11 protein-coding genes are annotated in these 16,820 nt (G+C 68.2%); 3 read left to right on the top strand and 8 right to left on the bottom strand.

Annotated elements, in window-relative coordinates; genetic code table 11:
* The first annotated feature begins 70 nt into the window (after positions 1-70).
* Positions 71-4,018: a hybrid sensor histidine kinase/response regulator gene (locus tag HPA02_RS14710; protein ID WP_146803963.1), complete on the top strand. Its 3,948-nt coding sequence runs from the start codon at positions 71-73 to the stop codon at positions 4,016-4,018.
* A 106-nt stretch (positions 4,019-4,124) separates the two neighbouring features.
* Here HPA02_RS14710 and HPA02_RS14705 read toward each other — a convergent pair whose 3' ends face one another.
* The 3 genes from HPA02_RS14705 to HPA02_RS14695 form a co-directional block, all read right to left on the bottom strand.
* Positions 4,125-4,787, bottom strand: a complete 663-nt coding sequence (locus HPA02_RS14705) for a response regulator (protein ID WP_146803962.1) — start codon at positions 4,785-4,787, stop codon at positions 4,125-4,127.
* Between the two features lie 200 nt (positions 4,788-4,987).
* Positions 4,988-6,934 (bottom strand): acetate--CoA ligase, encoded by a 1,947-nt coding sequence (gene acs / locus HPA02_RS14700; protein ID WP_146803961.1) that lies wholly within the window; start codon positions 6,932-6,934, stop codon positions 4,988-4,990.
* Positions 6,935-7,094: 160 nt separating this feature from the next.
* Positions 7,095-7,655 carry a SprT family zinc-dependent metalloprotease gene (locus HPA02_RS14695; protein WP_146803960.1) on the bottom strand — a complete coding sequence of 187 codons (561 nt, stop codon included), beginning with the start codon at positions 7,653-7,655 and terminating at the stop codon, positions 7,095-7,097.
* 88 nt (positions 7,656-7,743) lie between these two features.
* Between HPA02_RS14695 and HPA02_RS14690 the strand changes: the two genes are divergently transcribed.
* On the top strand, positions 7,744-8,412 hold the full coding sequence (locus HPA02_RS14690; RefSeq protein ID WP_146803959.1) for a YecA/YgfB family protein: 669 nt from the start codon (positions 7,744-7,746) through the stop codon (positions 8,410-8,412).
* A 229-nt stretch (positions 8,413-8,641) separates the two neighbouring features.
* On the opposite strand, the gene HPA02_RS14685 is transcribed toward HPA02_RS14690, so the two are convergent.
* A complete protein-coding gene (locus tag HPA02_RS14685) occupies positions 8,642-9,766 on the bottom strand; it encodes a phospholipase D-like domain-containing protein (protein WP_146803958.1) in 1,125 nt (374 codons plus the stop codon).
* A gap of 67 nt (positions 9,767-9,833) precedes the next feature.
* On the opposite strand from HPA02_RS14685, the gene plsB reads away from it, so the two are divergent.
* Complete coding sequence (plsB, locus tag HPA02_RS14680) at positions 9,834-12,260, top strand: glycerol-3-phosphate 1-O-acyltransferase PlsB (RefSeq protein WP_146803957.1); 2,427 nt, start codon at positions 9,834-9,836, stop codon at positions 12,258-12,260.
* 4 nt (positions 12,261-12,264) lie between these two features.
* On the opposite strand, the gene HPA02_RS14675 is transcribed toward plsB, so the two are convergent.
* From HPA02_RS14675 to aceF, 4 genes are all read right to left on the bottom strand, one after another.
* On the bottom strand, positions 12,265-13,026 hold the full coding sequence (locus HPA02_RS14675) for a class I SAM-dependent methyltransferase (protein WP_146803956.1): 762 nt from the start codon (positions 13,024-13,026) through the stop codon (positions 12,265-12,267).
* Positions 13,023-13,712: a tRNA (adenosine(37)-N6)-threonylcarbamoyltransferase complex dimerization subunit type 1 TsaB gene (gene tsaB / locus HPA02_RS14670; protein WP_146803955.1), complete on the bottom strand. Its 690-nt coding sequence runs from the start codon at positions 13,710-13,712 to the stop codon at positions 13,023-13,025. The genes HPA02_RS14675 and tsaB overlap by 4 nt, the downstream gene beginning before the upstream one ends.
* A 185-nt stretch (positions 13,713-13,897) precedes the next feature.
* Positions 13,898-14,554, bottom strand: a complete 657-nt coding sequence (gene adk, locus HPA02_RS14665; protein ID WP_146803954.1) for an adenylate kinase — start codon at positions 14,552-14,554, stop codon at positions 13,898-13,900.
* A gap of 260 nt (positions 14,555-14,814) precedes the next feature.
* A complete protein-coding gene (gene aceF, locus HPA02_RS14660) occupies positions 14,815-16,794 on the bottom strand; it encodes a dihydrolipoyllysine-residue acetyltransferase (protein ID WP_146803953.1) in 1,980 nt (659 codons plus the stop codon).
* Between the last annotated feature and the right edge of the window lie 26 nt (positions 16,795-16,820).

The raw sequence follows: 16,820 nt of genomic DNA, 5'->3' as shown, positions 1-16,820 counted from the left end.
CCCCGGCGCGCCACCTGCCTTCGGCGATGCTTTGCCCTAGAATGGGCGCCAGACTCGAGGGAGGAAGCCCATGTTTTCCGGCTGGCTGCTGATCGCCGTTTCACTCGCCTATATCGCCGTGCTCTTCGCCATCGCCTGGCGCGGCGACCGCCGCGCCAAGCGCCAGGGCCCCAGCCGGCGGCGACCGGTGATCTACAGCCTGGCCCTGGCCATCTACTGCACCTCCTGGACCTTCTATGGCGCCGTGGGCGAGGCAGCCACCTCCGGCTGGTCCTTCGCCAGCATCTTCGTCGGGCCCATCCTCACCTTCCTGCTGTTCTGGCCGGTGCTGGCCAAGATGATCCGCGTCGCCAAGCACCAGAACGTCACCTCCATCGCCGATTTCATCGCCTCCCGCTACGGCAAGACCCAGTCCCTGGCGGCCTTCGCCAGCCTGGTGGCGCTGATCGGCACCCTGCCCTATATCGCCCTGCAACTGAAGGCGGTCTCGGCCTCCTTCCAGGTGCTCACCGAGGCCTCGGACCTGACCCGGGCGCCGCTGTTCGCCGATACCGGCTTCTATGTGGCGGTGGTGATGGCACTCTTCGCCATCCTCTTCGGCACCCGCCATACCGATGCCACCGAGCACCACGAGGGGCTGATACAGGCCATCGCCTTCGAGTCGCTGGTCAAGCTGGGTGCCTTCCTGGTGCTCGGCGCCTATGTGACCTGGGGCATGTTCGATGGCCTGGGCAGCCTGTTGGCCCAGGCCGATGCCCAACTGGAGCTGCAGCGCCAGCTGGCGGAGCAGGACTTCGGGCGCAGCTTCTGGGCTCAGACCCTGCTGGCGATGCTGGCGATCTTCTGCCTGCCACGACAATTCCATGTGGCGGTGGTGGAGAACACCCATCGCGACGATGCCGCCAAGGCGCGCTGGCTCTTCCCCCTCTATCTGGTCGCCATCGGCTTCTTCGTGCTGCCCCTGGCCGCGGCGGGGCTGACCCTGTTCGGCGAGACCCCCGCGGTACGCCCGGACAGCTATGTGCTGGCGCTGCCCATGGCCGCGGACAGCGCCTGGCTGACCCTGCTGACCTTTATCGGCGGTTTCTCGGCGGCCACCGGCATGGTGATCGTCGCCGCGGTGGCGGTCTCCATCATGATCTCCAACGAGATCGTCATCCCGGCGCTGTTCCGGCTGCGCTGGTTCGATACCAAGGCCCGGGACTACGGTCGCCTGGTGCTGCGCGCCCGGCGCCTGACCATCCTGGTGATCCTGGCCCTGGCCTACGGCTTCTATCAGCTGATCGGCGAATTCAGCTCCCTGGCCTCCACCGGCATGCTGTCGTTCGCCGCCGCCGCCCAGTTCGCCCCGGCCCTGCTAGGGGGCCTCTACTGGAAGCGCGGCAACCGCCTAGGCGTCATCGTCGGCATGAATATCGGCTTCGCGGTCTGGGCCTATACCCTGTTGATGCCGGCACTGATCACCGCCGGGGTGCTGCCCCAGGCCTGGCTCGCCGGCGGCCCCCTGGGGGTGGCCTGGCTGGCGCCCACCCAGCTGTTCGGCCTCAATATCGGCGACAGCTTCACCCATGGGGTGATGCTGTCGCTGGGGCTCAATCTGTTCTGCTATATCTTCGTTTCCCAGATGACCCCCCAGCGGGTGGTCGAGCGCATCCAGGCCTCGCTGTTCGTCGATAGCGTCGAGACCCGCCAGACCTCGGTGAATCGCCCCTGGACCGGGGCCACCACGGTGGGCGACCTCAAGGTACTGTGCGAGCGCTTCCTCGGCGCCAATCAGGTGCATCGTGCCTTCGAGGACTACGCCAGGCGCAACGGCACCGCCCTGGACGACGGCGCCCGGGCCTCCATCGACGTCATCCAGTTCACCGAACGCTTCCTGGCCTCGGTGCTAGGCGCCTCCTCGGCGCGAATCGTCGTCAACTCGGCGCTGCAGGGCCGCGGCATCGGCATCTCCGACGTGATCTCGATCGTCGACGAGGCCTCCCAGGTGCTGGAGTTCAACCGCGCCCTGCTCCAGGCCACCATCGAGAACATCAACCAGGGCATCAGCGTGGTGGATCAGAACCTGCGCCTGGTGGTATGGAACCAGCGCTACCTGGAGCTGTTCCGCTTCCCGGATCACCTGATCCGGGTCGGCGCCCCGATGGACAAGATCTTCCGCTACAACGCCCACAACGGCGAGTACGGCCCCGGCGACCCGGAAGAGCACGTGGAGCTGCTGCTGGACAATATTCGCCAGGGCCAGCCCCACCGCTATGTGCGCTACCGTCAGGATGGCAGCGTGCTGGAGGTGCAGGGCACGCCCATGCCCGGCGGCGGCTTCGTCTATACCTATCAGGACATCACCCAGCAGAAGCGCACCGAGGAGGCGCTGATCCGCTCGGAGAGCAATATCCGCATCTATACGGATAACGTGCCGGCGCTGATCGCCTATTTCGACAAGGAGTGCCGCTACCTCTTCACCAACCGCGCCTACGAGCAAGCCTTCGACGTGGATCGCAATGCGGTGATCGGTAAGCGCCTGGGCGAGGTGATGCCGCCCCAGGTCAGCCGCGAGCGACGCCCCTGGATCGAGCGCACCCTGGCCGGCGAGCGGGTCAGCTTCGAGATCTCCCTGGACGATGGCGAGGGCGGGACCCGCTATATGCTGGTCACCTATACGCCGCACTTCGGCGATAGCGGCGCCATTCTCGGCTTCTTCGCCCTCTATCAGGACATCACCGAACGGCGCCTGGCGGAGATCGCCCTCAAGGAGACCAACGAGACCCTGGAGGAGCGGGTCCGCGAGCGTACCCAGGCGCTCTCCGAGGCCAACGCGGCGCTGCGCCAGGAGAACCGCGTGCGCGCCGAGGCGGAGCAGGCCCTGCGTCAGGCCAAGCAGGTGGCCGAGGATGCCAACGCCTCCAAGACCCGCTTCCTGGCCGCCGCCAGCCATGACCTGCTGCAGCCCCTCAATGCCGCCCGGCTATTCACCTCGGCGCTCTCCCAGCAGGTGGACGCCGAGGACCTCAAGCGCACCATCGGCCATATCGACAACTCGCTGCAGGCCGCCGAAGAACTGTTGGGCACGCTGCTGGATATCTCCAAGCTGGATGCCGGCGCCCTGACGCCGCGGCGCAGCCACTTCGCCCTGGCCGAGATCATTCGCCCGCTGCGCGCCGAGTTCGAGGTGATGGCGGAGGATCGCGGCCTCGACCTGGTGGTGGTGCCGACCCGGGCCTGGGTCGACAGCGACGCCCAGATGCTGCGCCGCATCGTGCAGAACTTCCTGTCGAATGCCATTCGCTACACCCAGCAGGGCCGGGTACTGCTGGGCTGCCGGCGCCAGGGCGAGCGCCTGAGCATCGAGGTCTGGGACTCGGGCCCGGGGATCCCCGAATCCAAGCAGGCCGAGATCTTCCAGGAGTTCCGGCGCCTCGATCAGGCCTCCCGCCACAAGGAGAGCGAGAAGGGACTGGGGCTGGGGCTGTCCATCGCCGACCGCATGAGCCGGGTGCTGGATCACCCCATCAAGGTGCGCTCCTGGGAGGGGGTGGGCACCGTCTTCTCGGTCAGCGTGCCGGTGGTCGGCGCCGGGGCCGAGCGCTCCGAGGAGGAGGTGCCCCCCCCCAAGCGCGCCGGCAGCAAGCTGGCCGGTACCCGCATCCTGTGCATCGATAACGAGACGCTGATCCTGGAGGGCATGAAGGCGATGCTCTCCGGCTGGGGCTGCGAGGTGTTCACCGCCACCTCCATCGGCGGCGCCAAGTCGATCCTGCGCCACCTGGATGGCGACCCGGATGCGATACTGGCCGACTATCACCTGGACAACGAGGTCACCGGCCTGATGGCCCTGGAGGCCCTGGCCGAGCGCCTGCAGGGCGCGGTGCCCGGGATCGTGATCACCGCCGACCGCACCGAGGAGGTCGCCGAGACCATCAAGCGCGCCGGCTACCAACTGCTGCACAAGCCGGTGCGTCCCGCCGCCCTGCGCGCCCTGCTGACTCGTACCCTACAGGCCAGCCGCGCGGCGCAGTGATCCAGCCCACACGCTGGTAAGGCGTACGCCCATCATGCAAAAACCCACCGTCTGGTGGGTTTTTGCATTTCCCTGGAGCTTACTCCTTGGCGCTTGTCGCTCGGCGCTAGGATTCGACCTTAGGCGGCTCCACCTCGAGTTTCTGGGCGGCGATCACCGCCTGGGTGCGGGAGTGCACGCCGAGCTTGCGCAGGATGGCGGTCACATGCGCCTTGATGGTGGCCTCGGAGACATTGAGCTCGTAGGCGATCTGCTTGTTGAGCAGGCCCTCGGTCAGCATATTGAGCACCCGGAACTGCTGGGGCGTCAGGGAGGCGATGGCCTCGGCGAACTTGGCCTCCTCCTCGTCGGACTCGCCCAGGGTCTCCGCCAGCTCCGGCGGCAGCCACACCTCCCCTTCGAGAATCTCGCCCACCGCCTCGGCGATGGCCTGCAGGGAGGAGGACTTGGGAATAAAACCGGAGGCACCGTAGTCGATGGCGCGTCGCACCACATGGGGCTCGTCGCTACCGGAGACCACCGCCACCGGGATATCCGGCGACTGGCCACGCAACTGAATCAGGCCGGAAAAGCCGTGGGCTCCCGGCATATGCAGGTCGAGGAGGATCAGGTCCGCATCCGGATGACGGGTCACCACCTCGGTGGTGGCTTCCATGGTATCGGCTTCGACGATCTCGGCCTGGGGCGCCAGTTGTCGCAGTGCCTGTGTCAGGGCGGCACGAAACAGCGGATGGTCATCGGCGACGATGAATTTCTGGGCAAAGGCCATTGAATCTCCTCCGGATCTTGGGCCGGCCGTAGCGGCGGGGCGCTTTCGCCAAGGCTGACTGGCATGTTACCCCAAGGCGCCGGTGATTCCCAAACCCACGCCTTCCACGCCACGCCAGTACCGCTGCCGGCACAAAAACACCGGCCGCCTGGGCCGGTGTCGATAATCGATCACCCCGGGCGGGCCCGGGGCGTCGTGACTTACCGATTGGCGCGGTGCTCGATCAGCTCGTCCACCACCGAGGGGTCGGCCAGGGTGCTGGTATCGCCCAACCCATCGCACTCGTTGGCGGCGATCTTGCGCAGGATACGCCGCATGATCTTGCCGGAGCGGGTCTTGGGCAGGCCCGGCGCCCACTGGATCACGTCCGGGGTGGCGATGGGCCCGATGTCCTTGCGCACCCACTGGGCCAGTTCCTTCTTGAGCTCGTCGGTGGCCTCCACGCCATCGGCCAGGGTCACGTAGATATAGATGCCCTGCCCCTTGATATCGTGGGGGAAGCCGACCACCGCGGCCTCGGCCACCGCCTCATGGGCGACCAGGGAGGACTCGATCTCGGCGGTGCCCATGCGGTGCCCGGAGACGTTGAGCACGTCATCGACCCGGCCGGTGATCCAGTAGTAGCCGTCCTCGTCGCGACGACAACCGTCACCGGTGAAGTAGTAGCCCTGGTAGGTGGAGAAGTAGGTCTGCACGAAGCGCTCGTGATCGCCCCAGATGGAGCGCGCCTGGCCGGGCCAGGAATCGGCGATCGCCAGGTTGCCATCCACGGCGCCGTCGAGCACCCGGCCTTCGTTATCGAGCAGCACCGGCTGCACGCCGAAGAAGGGACGCGTCGCCGAGCCCGGCTTGAGGTCGATGGCGCCGGGCAGCGGGGCGATCATGATGCCGCCGGTCTCGGTCTGCCACCAGGTATCGACGATCGGGCAGCGGGAGTTGCCGATCACCCGGTAGAACCACTCCCAGGCCTCGGGATTGATGGGCTCGCCCACCGAGCCCAGCAGGCGCAGGCTATCGCGCTTGCTGGAGTCCATGACGTTATCGCCATGGGCCATCAGGGCGCGCACCGCGGTGGGGGCGGTATAGAGGATATTGACCTTGTGCTTGTCGACGATCTCGCCCATGCGGCCATGGGTCGGATAGCTGGGCACCCCCTCGAACATCAGGGTGATGGCGCCATTGGCCAGGGGCCCGTAGACGATATAGCTATGGCCGGTGACCCAGCCCACGTCGGCGGTACACCAGTAGACCTCGCCGTCCTGATAGTCGAAGACGTACTGGTGGGTCAGGCTGGCATAGGTGAGGTAGCCACCGGTGGTGTGCTTGAGACCCTTGGGCGCCCCGGTGGAGCCGGAGGTGTAGAGGATGAACAGCGGATCCTCGGCATTCATCTCCTCGGCGGCGCACTCGGTGGACTGATCGTCCACGGCCTCGTGGAACCAGACGTCGCGCCCCTCGTGCCAGTCGATATCGCCGCCGGTGCGCTTGACCACCAGGACCTTTTCGCACACCTCGGCGCCCTGGCGGGTCAGGGCCGCGTCGACGTTGTCCTTCAGAGGGACCTGCTTGCCGCCGCGCACCGACTCGTCGGCGGTGATCACCAGCTTGGAATTGGCGCCGATCACCCGCTGGGCCAGGGCGTCTGGAGAGAAGCCGCCGAACACCACGGAGTGAACCGCGCCGATACGCGCACAGGCCAGCATGGCCATGGCCGCCTCGGGAATCATCGGCATATAGAGGGTGACCACGTCGCCCTTGCCGACGCCCAGCGCCTTGAGGGCATTGGCCAGCTGGTTGGTGCGCTCATAGACCTCGCGATAGGTCAGGGTCTTGGCGTCGTTGGGGTCATCGCCTTCCCAGATGATGGCGGGCTGGTCGCCGCGGGTCTCCAGGTGGCGGTCGAGACAGTTGACGCTGGCGTTGAGGGTGCCGTCCTCGAACCAGCGAATGTCCACGTTATGGGGGTCGAAGGAGGTGTGCTTGATCCTGGTCGGCGACTTGAACCAGTCGAGGCGTTTGGCCTGTTCCGCCCAGAAGCCCTCGGGGTCGTCCACCGACTGCTGGTACATGGCCAGGTATTTTTCGTTGTCGGCCCAGGCGTTGGCGGCGATTTCCTCGCGCACCGGATAGACATGCTGCTCGGTCATGGTATTACCCCTATCCCGGAGAGTGATCCGAATTCATTCCGCCGGCCGCTGTTGTTATCGAATCTGGCCGACCCTGAAAGACAGGCCCAGCATATACCGCCCCGCGCCGGGCCGCCCTTTAGACATTGGTAGCAACAATTTCTTTTTAAATAACAATAGCTTATTTTTGATTTCCCGCCACCTCTCCGGGCGCATAGACCAAGGTCTGAGCGCAATGTCGACAACGATAACGCTGGCCGCCCCGCGCCAGGGCATGGCGTCGCGCGGAGAAGCCATGCTCGCGACAGGCGCAACGATAGACGAAGGGCATGGGACTGGCTCGGCCCACATCGAAGCGGTGCGTGGTGCGCGGTTCCAGCCCGAACAGATCGCGCATCACCTGGCGCCATTCGCGACCATGGGGGCGCAGTCGCGGTCCCTCGTCGAGGTGCCAGACCAGCCAATGGGCCATCTCGTGGGGCACCACTTCGGCCAGGAAGGGGTGGCGATTCTCGTCCAGCAAGACGGGATTGAAGCGCAGGCCGCCGCGTCCGAAGTGGGCCTGGCCGGCGCTCTTGCCGCGCAGGTCGCACCAGACCCGGGGACGGGGCAAGTGCGGATGGACCTCTCGGCAGAGTCGCCAGGCCGCCTCCACCTGGCGATGCAGGCAGGCCTCGAGCTCGCCGGCATCCAGGGCGGCGAGCGATTCGGCGGGGGGCGTGAGCAGCGCGGGTGTCGGCATGGATGCTAGAATGCCGAGCCAGACCAACGGCGTCCAGCGCGCCTGGCCGATTGCCCGGCCCCCAGCGACTTTCCCAAGCGAGAGCCCCATGTCCGAGACTCCCCTGCCCCAGCCCCTGCTCGACGACGATGCCCTGGACTACCTGGATGATTTCTTCGACTCGGAGCGGGTCGGGCCCGATGCCCTGGACCTGATCGGCACCCATGGCTACCTGGTGGCCCTGGCGGTGGCCCCCCGCGAGGTGCCCGCCGCCACCTGGGTCGCCGAACTCTTCCAGGGCGAGCCTGACTTCGCCGATGACGCCGAGCGCGAGCGGGTCCTGGCCCTGCTGGAGCAGCTGCGCCATAACGCCATCGAGGCCCTGGAGCAGGGCCTGCTGCCGGAGCTGCTGTTCGAGCTGACCCTGGATGGCATTGCCCCGGAGGAGACCCCCATCGGCGACTGGTGCGCCGGCTTCATGGAGGCGGTGTTCCTCGACGAGGCGGCCTGGTTCGAGGGCGACGAGGAGAGCGCCGCGGCCCTGCTGCTGCCCTTTATGGCCCTGTCGGGGCTGTTCGACGACGAACCCGACATGGCCGAGCTGGCCGGTAGCCCCAGTCAGTTGGAGGAACTGGTGGCCCAGCTGCCGGAGCTGGTGCTGGACCTCTATCTGCTCTATCGGGTGCCGCCGGAGAAGCCCAAGCCCAGCCCCCAGCGCAAGCGCCCCGCCGGCGCCAAGGGCGGCAAGAGCCAGGGCAAGGACAGCCGTAAGCGGTAAGCCAAGCCACCGGGCAGGGCGGCTCGCTCACCTCCGGGCCGAACTCCCGACGCTACGCTAGCCGGCTGACGCGCACGGGCCGGACCGAGGTCCCTCTCGCCGGCCCAAAATCGACATCCCTGTCGATTTGCGCTACCCGGCTCGCTGCGCGTCGGCGGCCCGGCGAAATCGCTCGCCCGCCTTGCCCGATGGCGATGCCCTGCTCCGGACGAAGCCCGTCGACACTGGGCTAGCGCAGCCGAGTCAGCCAGCCATCCAGGGTGCCGAATAGCCACTCCTTGAGGCGTTGCCAGCGGGGTCGTCGCGCCCAGGCGCCGGCGTAAATTTCATGGCTGGCGACGAAGTTGCGCTCGAACAGCGCCGCCACCTCTCGGGCGAAGCGCGGATCATCGATCTCCTGATTGGCCTCCAGGTTCCAGTGCAGGCTCCAATGATCGAAGTTGCAGGAACCGATGGAGCTCCAGTCGTCCACCAGGCAGAACTTGGCATGGATAAAGGAGGGCTGGAACTCGAAGATACGAATGCCCGCCCGCAGCAGGCGACCATAGAAGCGCTGGCCGGCATAGCGTACCCCAGGGTGATCGTGGGCCTCGCCGGGCAGCAGCAGGCGCACATCCACGCCGCGCCGGGCGGCCATGGCCAGGCGGATCCGCAACCCCAGGGTAGGCACGAAATAGGGGGTGCAGATCCACAGCCGCCGGCGCGCCTGCCGCACCCGCCGATGCAGGGAACGACGAATCGCCTGGTAACGATAGCCCTGGCCCCAGACCACCCGGCCACGCATGCCCTGGTAACCGTCATCGTCCGCCAGGGCCAGGCGCAGGCCACGCACCAGAGACGCCTCCCCCGCGCCCCGGGTCAGGGAGGAATCCCAGAGCCGTGAGAAGAGTCGCACCCAGTCCGCCACCACCGGCCCCTCGATACGCACCGCCACCTCGTACCAGGCCCGCAGGAAGTCATCCACGGCGCCGAAGCCGCCGGTGAAGGCGACGCGGCCGTCCACCACCACCAGCTTGCGGTGGTCCCGGGTCAGATTGCGCGCCAGCGGCAGGTGGAAGCCCAGGGGGTTGAAGAAGCGCAGCGCCACACCGAGCTCGGCGAGGCGTCGCCGGTCGGCCTCGTTCAGCCCCATGGCGCCATAGCCATCGAGCATCAACAGCACCCGCACGCCGCGTCCCGCGGCACGCCCCAGGGCCTCGATCACCGCGTCGCCGAGGCGACCCGACTCCATCAGATAGAGCTCCACCAGCACCCAAGACTCGGCCGCCTCCAGGGCCTCCAGCATGGCCGGCAGGAACTGGCTCGCCTCCGGGAGCAGGGTAAAGCGATTGCCCTCCCGCCAGACTCCCCGCATCTGCCTCTCCTTTCGCCGATCCGCCTGCGTATAATAGTGCGGCACCCCCGAACTCGAAGGCAATGGAATGGCCTGGCGTCCCTTTCACGCTGTATTGCGCCGTCTTCTCGACGCCTGGGTCGAGCTCCGTCACTGCGACCCGGCGCCCGAGACCCTGGCCCTCGACCCCGAGCGCCCCGTCCGCTATGTACTGCCGCACCGGGCGCTGAGTGATCGCCTGCTGCTGGAGAACCTGTGCCGCCGGCATGGCCTGCCCCTCGATGCACCTCCCGGCACCTCGGCCATCCTGAGCCTGCCGGAAGCGCGCCGCCGACGGTGGCGCCGCCACTCGTCCTCGCCCCTAACGGCCCTGACGGAAGACCTGGCAGCCGCCGATCCCCAACTGGTGCCGGTGAGCATCTTCTGGGGCCGCGCGCCCGACAAACGCTTCGGCCTGTGGAAACTGCTGGCGGCGGACAGCTGGGCCCTGACCGGGCGCCTCAGGCGCCTGCTGTCGGTAGTGGTCAACGGCCGCAGCGTGGAGGTGGTCTTCGGCGCCCCCCTGCGCCTCGGCGAGTTGCACGACCCGGCTCGCCCCGAGCTGACCTCCCGCAAGGCCGGGCGGCTGCTGCGGGTCCACTTTCGCCGCGTGCGTACCCGGGTGCTGGGGCCCGACCTCTCCCACCGCCGCACCCTGATCGATAGCGTGGTGGCCAGCCCCGAGGTGCGCCGCGCCATCGAGGAGGCGGCCGCGGCCCAGGAGCGCTCCCGCACCCGGCTGACTCGGCGCGCCCAGCGCTATGGTCGCGAGATCGCCTCCAATATGTCCTACCCGGTGCTGCGCTTCTTCGATCAGTTGCTCAAGCGCCTCTGGACGCGGCTCTACGATGGCGTCGAAGTCACCGGCATGGCGACGGTCAAGGCCCTGGCCGGCGATCACACCCTGGTCTATGTGCCCTGCCACCGCAGCCATATCGACTACCTACTGCTCTCCTACGTGCTCTACCGCCAGGGGCTGATGCCGCCCCATATCGCCGCCGGCCGCAACCTCGACATGCCGATCGTCGGCCCCCTGCTACGCCGCGGCGGCGCCTTCTTCATGCGCCGCAGCTTCCGCGACAACCGCCTCTATGCGGCGGTCTTCGACGCCTACCTGCATCGCCTGCTGGCCCGGGGGCACGCCCTGGAGTACTTCATCGAAGGCGGACGCTCACGCAGCGGCCGCCAGCTCGCGCCACGGCATGGCATGCTGGCCATGACCCTGCGCTCCCAGGCACGGCTGATCCAGGAGCAGCGACGCCCCCGGCCATTGGCCTTCGTGCCGGTCTATATCGGCTACGAGCGGGTAATGGAGAATGCCAGCTACCGTCGCGAACTGGCCGGGGAAAAGAAGCGCAAGGAGTCGCCGCTGGCCCTGCTGCGTACCCTGAAACGCCTGCGGGAGCCCTTCGGCCGGGTGACGGTGGCCTGCGGCGAGCCGCTGATCCTGGACCACTGGCTCGATGCCCAATGCCCCGAGTGGCGCCAGGCCATCCCCCAGGGGCGGCCGACCTGGCTGGGGCAAACCTTGCCGGCCCTGGGACAGGCACTCTCCCGACGCATCAATGCCGCCGCCCGCCTCAATGCCAGCAACCTGGTGGCCCTGGCCATGCTGGCCACCCCTCAGCGGGTCATCGAGACGCCCCGGCTGGAGCATCAGCTGCGCCTGCTGGCCCGCCTCGGTCGGGCGCGCCCCGGCGAGTCCCTGGCGCCCCCCGAGGGCACTCCCGGCGACTGGATCGATCACGCCGAGCGGCTGGGCCTGATCCGCCGCCGCCCCCAGGCCCTCGGCGAGCTGGTGGTGGCCGACGCCGACCAGGCCGCCCAGCTGGGCTGGTATCGCAACAATGTGCTGCACGGCTTCGCCCTGCCGGGCCTGGTGGCCTTCGCCTTCCGCAATACCCCACGCCATGACGCCGCCGGCCTCGCACAGCGACTCAGTCCGATCTGGCCGCTGCTAGTGCGCGAGCTGGCCATCACGGCCCCCGAGGACCTGACGGCGGCGATCACCGAGCAACTGGGCCAGCTGACGGCGTTGGGGCTACTGGAGACGGTGGACGCTGGCTGGCAACGCCCCCGGGCACTTCCCGACCAGGCCGCCCTGGATCAGCTCGGCGCCCTGGTGGAGCCCTTCCTGGCCCGGGGCTTCCTGCTGCTCACGGTACTGCTGCGCCAGCCCAGCGGCCGGGCCACCGCGGAGGCCCTGGCCGACCAGGGGCGCCAGCTCGCCGAGCGCCTGGCGCTGCTCTCCGGCCTGCCGGCCCCGGAATTCTTCGATGCCAGCCTCTTCGCCGCCCTGTTGGAGGGGCTGGAGGCGGAAGGCTGGGTATGGCGGGATAACGACCGGGTGCACTATGGCGCCACCCTGCAGGAGGCCGCCCGGCACGCCCAGGAGCTCTTCGACCCGGCCCTGCGCCAGCGGCTGATGCTGCTGGCCGAGGTCGGCGAGGATAACGATGGGCCAGAAGCGAGTTAACGAATCAGGGCTTTAGGGCCCGATGGACATACAGATCATAGCGGCTGGTCTTGCCCTCCAGCATATGCTGGGGGGCCGGGCCGGCGATGGGCGGCGCCTTGCGTGGCCGCTTCACCACCACCCGGTGGGTGGCCATCTCCAGGGCCGCCTCCAGCAGTCGCGGCGCGTCGGCGTCGTCACCGGCGAGCTCGCGGAACAGCCGCATCTCCTTCTTGACCAGCGCCGACTTGTCGCGATGGGGAAACATCGGGTCCAGGTGAATCACCTGGGGCGGGAAATCCGTGGCCGCCAGAGTGGCGGCCAGCTCGCGGCCGGCATCGGCCCAGGCCAGGCGCATCCGCGCGACGATCTCGCCCACCTCCGGGTCGCCGGCGGCCCGGGCCAGGCCGTCCTCGAGCAGGGCGGCGATGGCCGCCACCCGCTCGACCAGCAACACCGAGGCCCCCAGGCTCGCCAGCACGAAGGCGTCGCGGCCGAGTCCCGCGGTGGCGTCGACGATATGCGGGGTCACCCCCTTGCCGAGGCCACAGGCCTTGGCCACCAGCTGGCCGCGGCCGCCGCCGAACTGGCGACGGTGGGCGACCTTGCCGGCCAGGAAGTCCACCGCCAGCGGCTTGCCATAGACCCGGGGATCGCCGGCCAGCACCAGCCGACCCGCCTCACGGCGCAGCACCAGGGTCGCCCGCTCGCCCTGGGGCAAGCCCAGCCGCTCGGCCAGGGCGGCATCGGCCACCGCCAGGCCCGGCGACGCCTCGTCCGGGCTCATCGGCTCTTCTTCCAGGCCACCTGGTCACGCAGATAGACCGGCTGCACGCGATGTGGCGCCTCGCCTTCGCCGGCGGCGAAGGCCTCGGCGGCCAGGCGCACCATCGCCTCGGCGCCGGGCTCCTCGTCCACCAGGCACTGCCCCACCCCGGCCTGCAGGGGGGCCGGCATGACGTCCCATAGCGCCCAGCCGGAGCCCACGCCGACCCAGTCGCGCTCCTCCTGCCCGAGCGGCAGGGTCAGCCGCTCGGGCGGCAGCACCGCCTCCTCGCCGATCAGGGTGACCCGCCCCGCCTCGCAGTGGTAGGCCGCCGCATAGACCTCGCCCATGCGCGCGTCCAGGGCCGGCAGTACATGGCGCAGGTGCAGGCGCCGATGGGCGGCCAGGGCCAGGGCCGCCAGGGTCGAGACCCCCAGCAGCGGTCGCTCCAGGCCATAGGCCAGGCCCTGGGCGGCACCGGCGGCGATCCGCAACCCGGTGAAGGAGCCGGGCCCCCGACCATAGGCCAGGGCGTCCAGGGCGCTCAGCGGCAGCCCCGCCTCGGCGAGCAGTTCCCGGGCCATGGGCAACAGCCGACGGGTGTGTTCGCGGGGCGCCACCACGAAGCGGGCGGTCACCTCGCCGTCATGCCAGAGGGCGGCGGAACAGGCGCTCGAGGAGGCATCCAGGGCCAGCAGGGTCGACATAGGGCGGTCACGGGTGGTGAAGGGTGGAGGCGGCATTATACGCCGCCCTACCCATGGGGAAAACGACACGGGAATAGAGCGGAACCTATCCTGGGGCGCCGGGGATCACGCCCCCTTCCAACTGGCAGGGAAAACGACACGGGCCCGCCATTGGCGGGCCCGTGATATAGCCTGCGGGGCGCGGCTTAGCCCTCCAGGGCCTCGATCACCTGACGGGTGATCTGGTCGACGCTGCCCACGCCTTCGACCCGATGGTAGGCCGGGGCGGCGGCGGCGTCCTGCTGGGCCCACTGCTGGTAGTAGTCGACCAGGGGCGCGGTCTGATCGTGGTAGACTGCCAGGCGGTTGCGCACCGTGGCCTCCTGATCGTCGTCACGCTGGATCAGCGCCTCGCCGGTGACATCGTCCTTGCCGGCCTCCTTGGGCGGATTGTACTCCACGTGGTAGACGCGCCCGGAGCCCGGGTGCACGCGGCGACCCGCCAGGCGCTTGACGATCTCCTCGTCCTCGACGGCGATTTCCAGCACATGGTCGATCTTCACCGCCGCGTCCTTCATGGCCTCGGCCTGGGGAATGGTGCGCGGGAAGCCATCGAACAGGAAACCGTTCTCGCAGTCGGGCTGAGCGATACGCTCCTTGACCAGGGCGATGATGATCTCATCGGAGACCAGGCCACCGCTGGTCATGATCTCCTTGACCTTGAGGCCCAGCTCGCTGCCCTCCTTGACCGCGGCGCGCAGCATGTCCCCGGTGGAGATCTGGGGAATCTTGAAGCGCTCGCAGATGAACTGAGCCTGGGTTCCCTTGCCGGCCCCGGGGGCACCCAACAGGATAAGACGCATCGATCATGCTCCTTGAGACGAGTTGAGAAAGTTTTTCGAAAAATTGGAATTGGCAGACGATACCCGGGCGACGACGGCGACACAAGCCGGCAAGCCGTCGCACCCCCTCGCCATAAAAACATTTTTTGCTTTAATGACAAGGCGTTGTACGGCGTTTAGCACTTTGGTCTGGACGCCACGGTATCGTCCATGTCGCTTTTGCATGAGCAGAAACGCCGACGGCGCCCAGCGGGCGCCGTCGGCGGGACTCGCGTCCGGCCTCAGAGCAGCAGGCGACGGATGTCCGTCAGCAGCTGGCCGAGGAAGGCGGTGAAGCGTGCTGCATCGGCACCATTGACCGCCCGGTGGTCATAGGAGAGCGACAGCGGCATCATCAGCCGCGGCGCGAACTCGCTACCATTCCACACCGGCTTCATCTGCGCCTTGGAGACGCCGAGGATGGCGACTTCCGGGGCGTTGACGATGGGCGTGAAGGCGGTGCCGCCGATGGAGCCCAGGCTGGAGATGGTGAAACAACCACCGGTCATCTCCTCGCGCTTGAGCTTCTTCGACTGGGCCTTACCGGCCAGTTCCACGGTCTCCTTGGCCAGCTCGATCAGCGACTTCTTGTCGGCGTCGCGGACCACCGGCACCATCAGGCCGTCCGGGGTGTCCACGGCGATGCCGATATGCACGTATTTCTTGTGCACCACGGTCTCGCCGTCGCTCTTCAGGCTGACGTTGAACTGCGGGAACTTCTGCAGCGCGAAGGCACAGGCCTTGATCAGGAAGGGCAGCGGCGTGAGCTTGGCGCCCTGGGCCTCCGCCTCGGCCTTCATGGACTTGCGGAAGGCCTCCAGCTCGGTGATGTCCGCCTCGTCGAACTGGGTGACGTGGGGCACATTGAGCCAGCTGCGATGCAGGTTGGTGGCGCCCATCTTCATCAGGCGACCCATCGGCTTCTCTTCGATCTCGCCGAACTGGCTGAAGTCCTGATCGGGGATCGGCGGGATGCCGGCGCCAGCAGCGGCGGCGGCCGCGGCCTGCCCCTTGCCCTGGTTGGCGATGACCTGCTTGACGTAGCCGTGCAGGTCCTCCTTGACGATCCGCCCCTTGGGCCCGCTGGGGGTCACCTGGGTGAGATCGACGCCCAGCTCGCGGGCCAGCATGCGCACCGCCGGACCGGCGTGCACGCGCTTGCCATCACGGGCCTGAGCGGTGGCGGGCTGGCCGGCCGCGGGGGCCGCGGACTTCTCGGCGGAAGCCGACTTGGCGGGCTCGGCGACGGCTTGCGGGGCCGGGGCGGCGGGCTTGGCCGGCTCGGCGGCGGGGGCACCGGCGGTCTCGATGATGCCGATCAGGTCGCCTTCGCTGAGGGTGTCACCTTCCTTCACCGCCAACTCGACGATCTTGCCCTTGTAGGGGCTCGGCACGTCCATGGAGGCCTTATCGGACTCCAGGGTGACCAGGGCATCTTCCTCGTCCACCTCGTCGCCAACGGCCACGGCGATCTCGATCACCGGCACGTCGCTGGAGCCGGACAGGTCGGGCACCCGGATCTCCTTGCGCTGGGGCTCGCCGCCGGCGGCCGGGGCCGGCTCGGCGGGCGCCGGGGCGCTCTCCTGGGCCGGGGCGGCCTGGGGCTGAGGCGCCGACTCGGCGGCCTCCTCGGCACCGCCCTCGATCTCGACGGTGCCGATCAGATCGCCTTCGGAGACGCTGTCACCGACCTTGACGGCCAGGCTGACCAGCTTGCCGCCATGGGGGCTGGGCACGTCCATGGAGGCCTTGTCGGACTCCAAGGTGATCAGGGTGTCTTCCTCGGCGATCTCCTCGCCTTCGGCCACCGCCACCTCGATGATCTCCACATCCGCGGAGCCGCCCAGGTCGGGGACCCGGATCTCCACGGTCTGCTTGCCACCGGCGGGCTTGGCCGCGGGCTTGGCGTCCTCGGCGGCCGGCGCCTCGGGGGCGGACGCCTGGGGCTCAGGCTCGGCCGGCGCGGGCTCGGCGTCGCCACCGCCCTCGGCTTCCAGCTCGAGGATATCGTCGCCCTCGGAGACGCTGTCGCCCTCCTTGACCAGGACCTTCACGACCTTGCCGCCCTTGGGGGACGGCACGTCCATGCTGGCCTTGTCGGACTCCAGGGTAATCAGGGTGTCTTCGGCCTCGATCACATCACCTTCGGACACCGCGATCTCGATGATTTCGACACCTTCGCTTCCGCCGATGTCGGGGACTTTGATGATTTCGCTACTCAAGGTCGCGCTCCTCTCGAATCTTGCGT

Origin of the sequence: Bisbaumannia pacifica, from assembly GCF_007989625.1 — a bacterium.
Classification (GTDB): domain Bacteria; phylum Pseudomonadota; class Gammaproteobacteria; order Pseudomonadales; family Halomonadaceae; genus Bisbaumannia; species Bisbaumannia pacifica.
The sequence above is the reverse complement of the archived record's forward strand: the minus strand, read 5'-3'. Positions and strand labels throughout refer to the sequence as shown.